This is a genomic window from Pseudomonas sp. NIBRBAC000502773 (genome assembly GCF_006517195.1).
GTDB lineage: Bacteria > Pseudomonadota > Gammaproteobacteria > Pseudomonadales > Pseudomonadaceae > Aquipseudomonas > Aquipseudomonas marginalis.
This window is the reverse complement of record NZ_CP041189.1, coordinates 2,044,905-2,058,013: the sequence shown is the minus strand read 5'-3', so window position 1 is coordinate 2,058,013 and position 13,109 is coordinate 2,044,905. Positions and strand designations below refer to the sequence as shown.

General features: G+C 61.1%; 13 protein-coding genes. 7 read left to right on the top strand and 6 right to left on the bottom strand.

Annotated features, from left to right (window positions below):
• Positions 1–80: 80 nt before the first annotated feature.
• From NIBR502773_RS09475 to gap, 3 genes are all read right to left on the bottom strand, one after another.
• Positions 81–1,049, bottom strand: a complete 969-nt coding sequence (locus tag NIBR502773_RS09475) for a FecR domain-containing protein (protein ID WP_141155914.1) — start codon at positions 1,047–1,049, stop codon at positions 81–83.
• Between the two features lie 74 nt (positions 1,050–1,123).
• Positions 1,124–1,642: an RNA polymerase sigma factor gene (locus NIBR502773_RS09470; RefSeq protein WP_027605496.1), complete on the bottom strand. Its 519-nt coding sequence runs from the start codon at positions 1,640–1,642 to the stop codon at positions 1,124–1,126.
• Between the two features lie 130 nt (positions 1,643–1,772).
• Complete coding sequence (gene gap / locus NIBR502773_RS09465; protein WP_065925864.1) at positions 1,773–2,774, bottom strand: type I glyceraldehyde-3-phosphate dehydrogenase; 1,002 nt, start codon at positions 2,772–2,774, stop codon at positions 1,773–1,775.
• 221 nt (positions 2,775–2,995) lie between these two features.
• On the opposite strand from gap, the gene edd reads away from it, so the two are divergent.
• Genes edd through NIBR502773_RS09445 form a run of 4 tightly spaced genes read left to right on the top strand, consistent with a single transcriptional unit; the run spans position 2,996 to position 8,001 of the window.
• On the top strand, positions 2,996–4,822 hold the full coding sequence (edd, locus tag NIBR502773_RS09460; RefSeq protein ID WP_115487197.1) for a phosphogluconate dehydratase: 1,827 nt from the start codon (positions 2,996–2,998) through the stop codon (positions 4,820–4,822).
• On the top strand, positions 4,819–5,775 hold the full coding sequence (locus NIBR502773_RS09455; protein ID WP_092488960.1) for a glucokinase: 957 nt from the start codon (positions 4,819–4,821) through the stop codon (positions 5,773–5,775). Before edd ends, NIBR502773_RS09455 begins: the two co-directional genes overlap by 4 nt.
• 32 nt (positions 5,776–5,807) lie before the next feature.
• A complete protein-coding gene (locus NIBR502773_RS09450) occupies positions 5,808–6,542 on the top strand; it encodes a response regulator (RefSeq protein WP_024077192.1) in 735 nt (244 codons plus the stop codon).
• Positions 6,532–8,001, top strand: coding sequence for an ATP-binding protein (locus NIBR502773_RS09445; protein WP_027605500.1), 1,470 nt, complete (start codon positions 6,532–6,534; stop codon positions 7,999–8,001). Before NIBR502773_RS09450 ends, NIBR502773_RS09445 begins: the two co-directional genes overlap by 11 nt.
• A 63-nt stretch (positions 8,002–8,064) precedes the next feature.
• Here NIBR502773_RS09445 and NIBR502773_RS09440 read toward each other — a convergent pair whose 3' ends face one another.
• Positions 8,065–8,994: an AraC family transcriptional regulator gene (locus NIBR502773_RS09440; RefSeq protein WP_027605501.1), complete on the bottom strand. Its 930-nt coding sequence runs from the start codon at positions 8,992–8,994 to the stop codon at positions 8,065–8,067.
• 328 nt (positions 8,995–9,322) lie between these two features.
• Here NIBR502773_RS09440 and NIBR502773_RS09435 point away from each other — a divergent pair, with 328 nt between their 5' ends.
• Both NIBR502773_RS09435 and NIBR502773_RS09430 read left to right on the top strand, forming a co-directional pair.
• Entirely contained in the window at positions 9,323–9,664 is a 342-nt protein-coding gene (locus tag NIBR502773_RS09435; protein WP_065925866.1) for an antibiotic biosynthesis monooxygenase family protein, read from the top strand.
• Between the two features lie 42 nt (positions 9,665–9,706).
• Entirely contained in the window at positions 9,707–9,952 is a 246-nt protein-coding gene (locus NIBR502773_RS09430) for a hypothetical protein (protein ID WP_027605503.1), read from the top strand.
• 125 nt (positions 9,953–10,077) lie between these two features.
• On the opposite strand, the gene NIBR502773_RS09425 is transcribed toward NIBR502773_RS09430, so the two are convergent.
• Positions 10,078–10,710, bottom strand: coding sequence for a flavin reductase family protein (locus NIBR502773_RS09425; protein WP_141155913.1), 633 nt, complete (start codon positions 10,708–10,710; stop codon positions 10,078–10,080).
• Between the two features lie 177 nt (positions 10,711–10,887).
• Between NIBR502773_RS09425 and NIBR502773_RS09420 the strand changes: the two genes are divergently transcribed.
• Entirely contained in the window at positions 10,888–11,643 is a 756-nt protein-coding gene (locus NIBR502773_RS09420) for a membrane protein (protein WP_027605505.1), read from the top strand.
• Between the two features lie 55 nt (positions 11,644–11,698).
• Here NIBR502773_RS09420 and NIBR502773_RS09415 read toward each other — a convergent pair whose 3' ends face one another.
• Entirely contained in the window at positions 11,699–13,018 is a 1,320-nt protein-coding gene (locus NIBR502773_RS09415) for an MFS transporter (protein WP_065939189.1), read from the bottom strand.
• Positions 13,019–13,109 lie beyond the last annotated feature (91 nt).

Here is a 13,109-nt window from a genome sequence, read left to right as displayed (position 1 = left end):
AACCGAACCAAATAGGAATCAGTTGCATTGGCTAAGACGAGACGTAACGTCGAAGGCTATCGAGTAAAAATAATTCTCATTTAGTTCAAAATCACCAGCGCGGGGTATTCCGACAACTTCGCTGAGGTGATGTGGGCCAGGGAGCGCACCACATCCAGGGGTTGGTCGAGGCGGTAGTTGCCGGTGACGGCGACGCTGGCGAGCTTGTCGTTGGTGTTGACGATCCAGCCGGGGTAGTAACGACGCAGTTCGGCGAGCACTTCGCTCATCGGGCAGTTTTCGAAAATCAGCCGGCCTTGCACCCAGGCCAGGTCCTTGTTGGCATCCAGCGTGGCCGGTTGGCCAAAGCCCTTGGGCCCGATGCGGATGCTTTCGCCGGCACTCAGGCGCACGCGGGCATCGTCGAAGGTGTTGCTCAGGTCGACATCGCCACGCTGCACCTGCACCTGGGCTTCGCCGTTGAGGTAGCGCACGGCGAAGGCGGTATCACGCACGCTGGCGCGCACGGGGCCGGCGTCGATTTCCAGGGGCAGGCCATGGCCGGGCATGATTTCGAAAAAGGCTTCGCCCTGGTATAGGCGGACGATCCGCTGGTGGTCCTTGATGCTGCTGGAAAACGCCGAATTGGTGTTAAGCAACACTTTCGAGCCATCGTCCAATTGCAGGCGCTGGCGTTCGCCCACCACCGTGAGATGGTCGGCTTGCAGGCGTACCGGCAGGTTGCTGAAGCTGAACAGGCCGATCAACAGCACGGCGGCGGTGGCCAGCGGTTTCCAGTGTGGCTTGATCCGGCGCCAGCCCCTGGGTTTGCGCGGCGCGGCCAGGGCGACGGCGGCGCTGTGTACCGGCGCGCCACCCCAGGCGGCCTGGGCCTTGCCGAAGGCGTGGACGTGGGCCGGGTCTTGGGCCAGCCAGGCTTCAAACTCGGCCTGCTGCCCGGGCGCTGGGCACTGCAAGGCGATCAGCCAGTCGAGGGCCTGGTCCATAGCCGTGTCTTGCAACACCTCATGAGCCAGCTCATGGGGGCGCAGTTTATTCGGGTCCGTCACGGTGTTCCTCGGGTCTTCGCCACGTTCTATTCATCTTTCCTACAGCTTGGGTCGACAATTCTGTCGGCTGAAGCTTAAGGCCGATCCAGTCTTTCGGCCACACCTACACAAATGGCCATGATCAATTTCAGTTCCTTTTGCACGGTGCTCAAGGACACGTCCAACTGATCGGCGATCTCCTGGTAGCTGCAGCCGTGCAAGCGGCTGAGGATGAAAATCTGCTGCTGGCGCGCGCTCAACTGGCCGAGGCTGATGCTCAGGTGTTCAAGCAATTGCTCGGCCTGGGTTGCATCTTCGGGGGTGCTGATGGGGGCGGCGACGCTTTGCAGGATCTCCAGCGGTACATCTTCCTGCAGGGTGCGCGCTTGAATCCTGCGTGAACGCAAGTGATCCAGCGCCAGGTTACGCGCGGTCTGGTAGACGAAGGGTTCGAGGTGATCGATCGGCCGCTCGCTGAGGGCCCGGGTGACGCGCAGGTAGGTTTCCTGCAACAGGTCCTCGGCGGTGCTGTGGTTATTCACCATCCGCTGCAAGGTGCGTAGCAGAATCACCCGTTGGGTGAGAAAGACTTGGTTGAAGCGAGATTGGCTCACAGTGATACCAGACCGATTTGCAGTTAATGATAATGCTTATCATCAACTGAAATGGCAAGTGGCTATTTCTCTGTGTCTACATAGAACAAATGTGGGAGGGGGCTTGTACTGCCCCTCCCACAGGACCGCGTTATTCGGCGTTGCACAACGCCAGGCAGTTATCCAGCATGCGGTTCGAGAAGCCCCACTCGTTGTCATACCAGGCCAGCACTTTCAGCAACTTGCCGCTGACCTTGGTGTGGTTGGCATCGAAGATCGACGACAGCGGGTTATGGTTGAAGTCACTGGAGACCAGCGGCAGGGTGTTATAGCCGAGGATCTTCGAGTGTTGGCTGGCTTCCTTGAGCAGTGCGTTGACTTCGTCGGCAGTGGCGTCTTTCTTCAATTGCACGGTGAGGTCCACCAGCGACACGTTGATCACCGGTACACGCACGGCCATGCCGGTCAGCTTGCCTGCCAGCTCCGGCAGCACCAGGCCCACCGCTTCGGCAGCGCCGGTCTTGCTTGGGATCATGTTCTGGGTGGCCGAACGCGCGCGGTACGGGTCGGTGTGGTAGACGTCGGTCAGGTTCTGGTCGTTGGTATAGGCATGAATCGTGGTCATCAAGCCGCTTTCGATACCCAATTCGCGGTGCAGCACCTGGGCGACCGGCGCCAGGCAGTTGGTGGTGCACGAGGCGTTGGAGATGATCTGGTGGGATTGACGCAGAATGTCGTGGTTCACGCCGTAGACCACGGTCGCGTCCGCGCCTTTGGCCGGGGCGGAGATGATCACCTTGCGTGCGCCGGCGGTAATATGGGCGGCAGCCTTGTCACGGTCGGTGAACAGACCGGTGCATTCGAACACCACGTCGACCTTGTGCGCCGCCCACGGCAGGTCGGCCGGGTTGCGAATGGCACTGACGGCAATCCGGTCACCATTGACGGTCAGGCTTTCCTGATCGTGGGCAACCTCTGCATCGAAAGTGCCGTGCACGGTGTCGTATTTGAGCAGGTGGGCGTTGATCGAGCTGTCGCCCAAATCATTGATGGCGACGATCTGCAAATCCTGGCGATAGCCTTGGGTATACAGTGCGCGCAGGACATTACGGCCGATACGGCCAAAACCATTGATTGCGATACGAAGAGTCATTGGAAAGTGCCTGTCGTCGATTTGTTGTAAGAATTACAAGATTATTCGCATAAAAATAGAAAACAAGCCTTTTTAGTGGCAATATTTTGTTCAATCTACAACGAGTGACCTGAATCAACTGGTCCGATGATCCAAACGACTCTCTGCCATCCCATGAGCTGCGGGCGTTTGATCAGCATAGACACTCAGGTCGCCACATCCGTTAGCCTGGAGTTCTACACATGCATCCCCGCGTCCTTGAGGTCACCGAACGGCTTATCGCCCGCAGCCGCGCCACTCGTGAGGCTTACCTTGCGCTCATTCGCGGCGCAGCCAGCGACGGTCCGATGCGCGGCAAGCTGCAATGCGCCAACTTCGCCCATGGCGTGGCCGGTTGCGGCACCGAAGATAAAAATAGCCTGCGCATGATGAACGCCGCTAACGTGGCAATTGTTTCGTCATATAACGACATGCTCTCGGCGCACCAGCCGTACGAACATTTCCCGGAACAAATCAAGAAAGCCCTACGCGAAGTCGGCTCGGTCGGCCAGTTCGCCGGCGGCACCCCGGCCATGTGCGACGGCGTGACCCAGGGCGAGCCCGGCATGGAACTGAGCCTGCTCAGCCGTGAAGTCATCGCCATGTCCACGGCGGTAGCGCTGTCCCACAACATGTTCGACGCCGCGCTGATGCTGGGCATCTGCGACAAGATCGTGCCCGGCCTGATGATGGGCGCGCTGCGCTACGGCCACCTGCCGATGATCTTCGTACCGGGCGGGCCGATGCCGTCGGGCATCTCCAACAAGCAGAAGGCCGACGTGCGCCAGCGCTACGCCGAAGGCAAGGCCACTCGCGAAGAGCTGCTGGAATCGGAGATGAAGTCCTACCACAGCCCCGGTACCTGCACCTTCTACGGCACCGCCAACACCAATCAACTCCTGATGGAAGTGATGGGCCTGCATTTGCCGGGTGCCTCGTTCGTCAACCCGTACACGCCGCTGCGTGACGCCCTGACCCGCGAAGCCGCGCACCAGGTCACGCGCCTGACCAAGGCCAACGGCAACTTCACGCCGATCGGCGAGATCGTCGACGAGAAATCCATCGTCAACGCCATCGTTGCGCTCAACGCGACGGGCGGTTCCACCAACCACACCCTGCACATGCCGGCCATCGCCATGTCGGCGGGCATCATCCTCACCTGGGACGACATGGCCGACCTCTCCGAGGTGGTGCCGACCCTGTCCCACGTGTATCCAAACGGCAAGGCCGACATCAACCACTTCCAGGCGGCGGGCGGCATGTCGTTCCTGATCCGCGAGCTGCTTGAAGCCGGCCTGCTTCACGACGACGTCAACACTGTGGCGGGCAAGGGCCTGAGCCGTTATATCCAGGAACCATTCCTGGTTGATGGCGAGCTGGTGTGGCGCGACGGCCCGATCGAAAGCCTCGACGAAACCATCCTGCGCCCTGTGGCGCGTGCGTTCTCGCCGGAAGGCGGCCTGCGTGTGATGGAAGGCAACCTCGGCCGCGGAGTGATGAAAGTCTCTGCGGTAGCGCCTGAGCATCAGATCGTCGAAGCGCCGGCGGTGGTGTTCCAGGACCAGCAGGACCTGGCCGATGCGTTCAAGGCCGGCCAGTTGGAAAAGGATTTTGTCGCTGTGATGCGCTTCCAGGGCCCGCGCTCCAACGGCATGCCGGAACTGCACAAGATGACGCCGTTCCTCGGCGTGCTGCAGGACCGTGGCTTCAAGGTGGCGCTGGTGACAGACGGGCGTATGTCCGGCGCGTCGGGTAAGATCCCCGCCGCGATTCACGTCAACCCCGAAGCCCAGAGCGGCGGGCCACTGGCGCGGGTCAAAGATGGCGATATCATTCGCGTGGATGGCGTGAAGGGCACCTTGGAGCTTAAGGTGGACGCCGAAGAATTTGCAGCGCGCACGCCTGCCACGGGCCTGTTGGGCAATAACGTGGGGGCCGGTCGCGAGCTGTTTGCATTTATGCGCTTGGCCGCAAGCTCCGCAGAGCAGGGCGCCAGCGCCTTTACCTGTGCCTTGGAGACGCTTAAGTGAAGCTAGCGCTGGTCGGTGACATCGGGGGTACCAACGCCCGTTTTGCGTTGTGGCGAGATCAGGCACTGCATTCGATCCGGGTGCATGCCACGGCGGATCACCAAAGCCCTGAGGACGCGATCAAGGTCTACCTCAAGGAAGAAGGCCTGCAAATCGGCGACATCGGTGCGGTGTGCCTGTCGGTCGCCGGGCCGGTGAGCGGGGATGAATTTAAATTCACCAACAATCACTGGCGCTTGAGCAAGACTGCGTTTTGCCAGGCGTTGCAGGTGGATGAACTGCTGCTGGTCAATGACTTCTCGGCCATGGCCCTGGGCATGACTCGCCTCAAGCCCGACGAATTCCGTGTGGTCTGCGAAGGCACGCCGGAACCGTTGCGCCCGGCGGTGGTGATCGGTCCGGGCACCGGCCTGGGTGTCGGTACCCTGCTGGACCTCGGTGCTGGTCGTTACGCGGCGTTACCGGGGGAGGGCGGCCATGTCGACCTGCCCCTGAGCAGCCCACGGGAAACCCAGCTGTGGCAGCATATCTACACCGAGATCGGCCACGTCAGCGCCGAAACCGCCTTGAGCGGTGGCGGTCTGCCGCGTCTGTACCGGGCGATTTGCGCGGTCGATGGCCACACCCCGGTGCTCGACACCCCCGAAGCCATCACGGCAGCGGGCCTGGCGGGCGACCCGGTGGCCATGGAAGTGTTGGATCAATTCAGCATCTGGCTGGGCCGGGTAGCCGGCAACAATGTGCTGACCACCGGTGGGCGCGGTGGTGTGTATATCGTAGGTGGGGTGATTCCGCGGTTTGCCGACTTCTTCATCCACAGCGGTTTTGCCAGGAGCTTCAGTGACAAAGGCTGCATGAGCGACTACTTCAAGGGCATCCCGGTGTGGCTGGTGACCGCGCCGTATTCCGGGTTGACCGGGGCGGGCGTCGCATTGGAGCAGGCGTTTGCCTGACCCGCACCCCCTATAACAACAAGGAGGACCCCGTGAGCGTAATCAGTAAATCGATTCTCCTCGTCGACGACGACCAGGAAATCCGCGAATTGCTGCAGACCTACCTCAGTCGCGCCGGTTTCCAGGTGCGTGGCGTGCCGGATGGCGCGGGGTTCCGCCAGGCGATGAACGAGGCGCCGTGCGACCTGGTCATCCTCGATGTGATGCTGCCGGACGAAGACGGTTTCAGCCTCTGCCGCTGGATTCGCCAGCACCCGCGCCAGGCGCAGGTGCCGATCATCATGCTCACCGCCAGTTCCGACGAAGCCGACCGCGTGATCGGCCTGGAACTGGGGGCCGACGACTATATCGGCAAGCCCTTCAGCCCCCGCGAGTTGCAGGCGCGGATCAAGGCCTTGTTGCGCCGCTGCCAGTTCGGCCAGGAGCGCAGCGGCAATGGCGATGTGCTGGTGTTCGATGAATGGCGCCTGGACATGATCAGCCATCGGCTGTTCCACGTGGATGGCGAAGAGGTGATCCTCTCCGGTGCCGACTTTGCCCTGCTCAAGTTGTTTCTCGATCACCCGCAGCAGATTCTCGACCGCGACACTATCGGCAACGCCACCCGTGGCCGCGACCTGATGCCCCTCGACCGGATCGTCGACATGGCCGTGAGCCGCCTGCGTCAACGCCTACGCGACACCGAAAAACCCCCGAGGCTGATCCGCACCGTGCGCGGCAGCGGCTATCAACTGGCAGCCAGCGTGGTTGCCGGCAATGCCCACTGAGCCGCTGAGCGAACGCCGCCGGCGCTTCCCGGTACCGCGCTCGCTGCTGGGGCGCATGTTGCTGCTGACCTTGCTCGCGGTGCTGTTCGCCCAGGCGCTGTCCAGCGTGATCTGGGTCTCGCAGTTGCGCGCCACCCAGCTCGAAGGCCTGGTCACCAGCGCCCGTAGCCTGGCGCACTCGATGACTGCCAGCGTGAGTTATTTCCGTTCGTTGCCGGTGGCCTATCGACCGTTGGTCCTTGACCAGTTGCGCAGTATGGGCGGCACCCGTTTTGTCGTGACCCTCAATGACCGGCCGCTCGACATGCAAGTGTTGCCGCAAACCCCGCGCAAACAGGCGGTGCTGGTGGCCGTGGATGAAGTCCTGCGCCAGACCCTGGGCGCCGACGTGCCTATCTCGGTGGAGTTCGTCAGCGCCGAAGACCTGCGCATCTTCAACGCCGGGTTGAAACTGGATGAGTTGCCGCGCTCCTGGGCCCATTACGCGCTGACCCTGGAACCGGTCAACCCGCCGGTATTGGTGACCCAGATCGAACTCGCCCCCGGCGAATGGCTGTACATCGCTTCGCTGTTGCCCGAGCCCTACACCAGCCTTGAAGAACAGGGCCTGCCGTCCCAGCAAGTGTGGTTTATCGTGCTGACCAGCGGCTTTTTGCTGCTGTTCATCGGCCTGCTGGTGCACTGGCAAAGCCGGCCGCTCAAGCGCCTGGCGCGGGCGGCGCGTGACATGTCCCTGGGCGCCGATGTGGAACCGGTGGCCGAAGGCGGCGGCAGTGAAGTGGTGGAAGTGGGCCGCGCGTTCAATGCCATGCGCGAACGCATCAGCCGTTACCTCACGGAGCGCAGCCAGTTGTTCAGCGCGATTTCCCACGACCTGCGCACACCGATTACCCGCCTGCGCCTGCGCGTGGAATTGCTCGAAGACGAGAACCTGCAAACCAAATTCGGCCGTGACCTGGATGAGTTGGAGTTGCTGGTCAAGGGCGCGCTGCAATGTGTGAAAGACACCGATATCCACGAGAACATCCAGCCGGTCGACCTCAACCATGTGCTCGAATGCCTGGTGGAGCCTTATGTGGCGCCCAACGGCAACGGCCGGGTCACCCTGGACGGCGCAGCAGTGGCGGCGTACCCGGGCAAGCCGCTGGCGCTCAAGCGCTGCATCGGCAACCTGATCGATAATGCCTTGAAGTACGGGCAGAACGCCCATTTGCGTATTGAGGACGATGGCGCGGAGTTCATCCTGCACGTCGACGACGAAGGCCCTGGCGTGCCGGAACAGCGCCTGGAACAGGTCTTCGAACCGCATTTTCGCCTGGCCGGCCAGCAGCAGGGTTACGGTTTGGGCTTGGGGATTGCGCGCAATATTGCCCATAGCCATGGCGGTGAAGTGAGTTTGCAGAATTTGCGTGAGGGCGGCTTGCGGGTCACCCTGCAACTGCCTCGAACCCTGGACTGAAAAACACCATTGGACAAATAGGGGAGGGGGCAAGCCCCTTCCCACATTTTGATCGTCTTTGTGTCAGACGCTTTGGCGCAGTCGTGCCAAATCCCTCAGCGGCGGTGCCCCAAACAACCGGCTGTACTCCCGGCTGAACTGCGACGGGCTTTCATACCCTACCCGATACCCCGCCGCCGACGCTTCCAGCCCTTCGGCAATCATCAGCCGACGTGCTTCCTGCAAACGCAGCTGCTTCTGGTACTGCAGCGGGCTCATGGCCGTAATTGCCTTGAAACGGTGATGCAGGGTCGAGACGCTGAGGTTCACTTCCTTGGCCAGGTCATCGATGCGCAGCGGTTGTTCGTAGTTGCCATTGAGCCACTTGATCGCCTGGCTGACGCGATGGCTCTGGCTGTTGGCTACGGCAATTTCATACAGGCGATAACCCTGGGGACCGCGCAGCAGGCGGTAGAGGATTTCACGGTTGATCAGCGGCGCCAACATGGCGATGTCTTTGGGTGTATCCAGCAGGCGCGCCAGGCGCAGCACGGCGTCGAGCAACTGGGGGTCGATGCGGTCCACATACATCCCGCGCGATGTCGGGCGCGTGGGCACGCCCATGGGGCCGGCCTCGGCGATCAAGGCAGTGAGCTGCGCCGGGTCGATATTGATGCGCACTGACAGGTTTGGATCTTCCGGCGTGGCATCGATGATCCGCCCGGCCACCGGCATCGCCACCGAGAACACCAGGTAATTGAGCGGGTCGTAGGCAAAGATTTCGTCGGCCAGGCGCACTTCCTTGCTGCCGTTGGCGAGGATGCACAACGCCGGCTCCACCAGCACCGGCATGAAGTCACGCGGCGTGTTGTGGCGGTTCAGGAACAGTGACGTAATCGCCGTGCCATAGGAGCCGTCTTCCCAGGTATGACGATGTACGATGCTCGCCAGTTCGGCGCGCTGTTTTTCCGTCTCGGCGTCGAGGGGCATGGACTGATGTTCGGGCGACGGCATAAGGCGTCCTCTGCATGCTTTTTTGATGGGCTCAGCTTAGCGGCGGCTTTTCAAACAGTGTTAGGTCGATTCTGCACAATCCTTGCCTGATCCTGCGACGTGTCGTGAATCAGGCAAGTTCTCGGGCTGTCATGTCCCTGAAACAAGGCGTTTGCCTGTGGAATCGAACCGGCGGTCCCTCCGTCCTTCCTACGCTTCTCGCAGGATTGTGCAATAAGCCTGCAGGAATTGACTAACCGCGCCCGCACCCGCGCCGTTATCTTTGATCCTGTGGCAACACGCCCCCACAGTGCTTGCCGAGCATCACTTCTCAACGGGAGAGTCGAACATGTCCACCCCCATTCCCGCGAGCCATATGGCCTTTATCCGCGCCCGCACCGGGTGCAGCACCGAACTGGGTGCACGCTTGAGCAGTTTGATCGAACCGGGCCGTCAGGCTCAGGGTTGCCTGCAATTTTCGTTGCAGCATTCCCAGGTCGATCCCGATGTCTGGTTGATCTCGGGTTTCTGGAGCAGCGAGCAGGCGATGAGTGCCTACTTCAACTCGCCGGCCCTGATGATCTTCACTGAGCTGTTGAACGACATGGTCGTGCGCAGCATGGATTTCCAGACCTTCACCGATGCCTCCGCCGCCAATGCCTACGGCGAGTACCTGCAACTGGCCGGTTAATGGTTAGAATGGCCCACTTTTCCATTGGCCAGGACCTGCAACATGGCACGTAAACAATTTGCCCACCACGAAGCCGTTTCCGCCGTAGTACCGGGTGAAGGGGGCTACAGCGCCGCCGTCGCCGTCAAGGCACTGGATGGCATGGGCGCCCCGCAGTTTCACAAGATCCTGGATGGACAGACGTTCAAGACCGCCTCCGACGCCGATGATGCAGCCACCGTGCAGCTTGAGCGGTTGATCGGTGTGGATGAAGAGGGTCAACTGACCTGGGCGAGCGCCGCCAGTTGAACAACGCCGACCCTCTAATGTGGGAGGGGGCTTGCTCCCGATAGCAGTGTGTCAGTCAACAATGATGTTGGATGTGCCATTGCCATCGGGGGCAAGCCCCCTCCCACTTTTTTGGTGTATTTCAGTCAGGGTTTGCTGGCGCCTGGGCGATACATCTTGAACAACGCCTCCGGGCCCAACTGGAAGTAATCCGCCGGGCCACCGCCGCGCAGGATCGGTTCGGCGGCGGCAGTGTCGTACACCCCATCCTTGAGCAGCCACTTGGCAATGTGCACCGCGACCACCTCGCCCAGTACCAGCCAGCTGGGCACCAACTGCTGGTCGGCGCGCTGCAGTTGGATGATCTGCGTCACCTTGCACTCGAACGACACCGGGCTCTCGCCCACTCGCGGCACGCCGACGATTTTCGACGCCACCGGTGTCAGGCCGGACAACTCGAACTCATTCACCTCCGGCGAGACGGCCGCGCAGCTCTGGTTCATCTGCTCGGCCAGCGGGCGGGTGGCCAGGTTCCACACAAACTCGCCGGTCTGTTCGATGTTGTTCAGGCTGTCTTTGCGCCCGACGCTGGAAAACCCAATGATCGGTGGAATGTAGTTGAACGCATTGAAAAAACTGTAGGGCGCCAGGTTCAGGCGCCCGCTACTGTCGTGGGATGAAATCCAGCCAATCGGCCGTGGCCCGACAATGGCATTGAACGGGTCGTGTGGCAGGCCGTGGCCGTTGGCCGGTTCGTAGAAGTGGATATCGTCAGGCATGGCCGGGTTCCTGCTGCGGGGGTCTGGGAGGCCGTCATAGTGCAATCCACGGCGACGAATTTCCATCGGCCCTATGGAATTTTCATTCAGCGGCCACCTATTTTTCACAGCGGCCCGTTCAGTCTGCGCCCAAGGTCGATACCCCCTATAAGACTGAGCCTCGGAGCCTTCTACCGCATGAATAAACTTCCTCAGATCACGCTGGCGTTCTGGGTCATGAAAATCTGCGCAACCACCCTGGGCGAAACCGCCGGGGACTTGTTGTCGATGACCCTGAACGTCGGTTACGCCATCAGCTCGATGATCCTCATCAGCGTGTTCCTGGTCACTCTGGTGACACAACTCTGGTCGAAAACCTACAACCCGGTGCTGTACTGGATCGTGATCCTGTCCACCAGCACCGCCGGCACCACCATGTCGGACTTCATGGACCGCACCCTGGGCCTGGGCTACGCCACCGGGTCGATGATCCTGATCGTGATCCTGATGATCATCTTTGCCTTGTGGCACCTCAGTGGTGACTCGCTGAACGTGAACAAGGTGCAGACTTTCCGAGGCGAGCTGTTCTACTGGATGGCGATCCTGTTCTCCAACACCTTGGGCACTGCGTTGGGCGACTTCCTGGCGGACGATTCGGGGCTCGGCTTTGCCGGTGGCGCCTTGTTGATTGGCTCGACCATTGCCGCGGTGGTGGCGCTCAAGTACTTCACCCAAATCTCGTCGGTGCTGTTGTTCTGGGTGGCGTTTGTACTGACCCGGCCGTTTGGTGCAACCCTGGGCGACTTCCTGACCAAGCCCCATGAAAAGGGCGGGTTGGATTTCGGCACCATTGGATCATCGGCGGTATTGGCGGCGGTGCTGGTGGTGATGATTGCCGGAGCGTCGTATGCACAGCGACGGTATGGCCGGAGCCCGGTAGCAGAGGTGTCCTGATTCAACAGGTGGGAGGGGGCAAGCCCGCTCCCACATTTGTTACTGCATCCAACCGTCAGTCCGTGGTGATGCGCGAATGCTTGCGTGTGTCCTTCATGGTCACATAGACCGCCAGCGACACGGCAATACACGCGGTCACATACCAGTAGTAACCGGTTTCCATCCCGATGCTCTTGAACCACAGCGCGATGTATTCAGCGGTACCGCCGAAGATCGACACGGTCAGTGCATAGGGCAGGCCCACGCCCAGGGCGCGGATTTCGGTCGGGAACAGTTCAGCCTTGACTACGGCGTTGATCGAGGTATAGCCGCTGACGATGATCAGCGCGGCCATGATCAGGAAGAACGCGCCCCACCAGGTCTGGATAGTGTGCAGGGTGGTGAGGATCGGTACGGTGAACAGGGTACCGAGGATGCCGAAGGCGATCAGGATCGGCCGACGCCCGACTTTGTCCGACAGCCCACCGACGATCGGTTGCAGGCACATGAACAGGAACAGCGTTGCCGCCGAGATCGTGGTGGAGTCGGAAATACTCATGCCGACGGTGTTCACCAGGTACTTCTGCATGTAGGTGGTGTAGGTGTAGAAAGCCAGGGTGCCGCCCATGGTCAGGCCGACCACGGTCATCAGTTCCTTGGGGTGGCGCATCAAGGTGCGCATGGCGCTTTCCTTGGCTTTTTCCTTCTTGGTGAACGACTCGGTTTCTTCCATGCCGCGACGCAGGTACAGCGCGACCACTGCGCACAGGGCGCCGATGGCGAACGGGATACGCCAGCCCCAGTCGTACAGTTGCTCGGTGGTAAGGATCTGCTGCAGCACGATCAGCACGGCCAGGGCGATAAGCTGGCCGGAGATCAGGGTCACGTACTGGAAGCTGGAGAAGAAACCGCGACGTTCCTTGGTGGCCATTTCACTCAGGTAGGTGGCCGAGGTGCCGTATTCGCCACCGACCGACAAGCCTTGCAGCAGGCGGGCGAACACCAGCAGGATCGGTGCGCCGACGCCGATGGTTTCGTAACCGGGGCTCAGGGCGATGATCAACGAGCCGAAGCACATCAGCAGGACCGACGCCATCAATGCTGCTTTGCGACCCGCACGGTCGGCGTACAGGCCCATCAGCCAGCCACCGATGGGGCGCATCAGGAAGCCTACGGCGAAGATCGCGGCGGTGTTGAGCAATTGGGCGGTGGTGTCGCCTTTCGGGAAAAAGGCTTTGGCGAAGTACAGCGAGAACGCGGCGTAGACGTACCAGTCGTACCACTCGACCATGTTGCCGACCGATCCGCTGAAGATCGATTTGATGCGGCTTGTGGTGGTACGTTCCTTGGCCGGCGCGGCCGCCGACCCCAGGGGCAAGGTGTTGGAGTTATCCATTGAAGGATCCTTCATCTAGTTGTTTTTATGGAGCGGCGCGAGCGCAGCCTGGCTGGGGCTATAGCAGGAGCTGTGCCAGGTAGATGAAGGC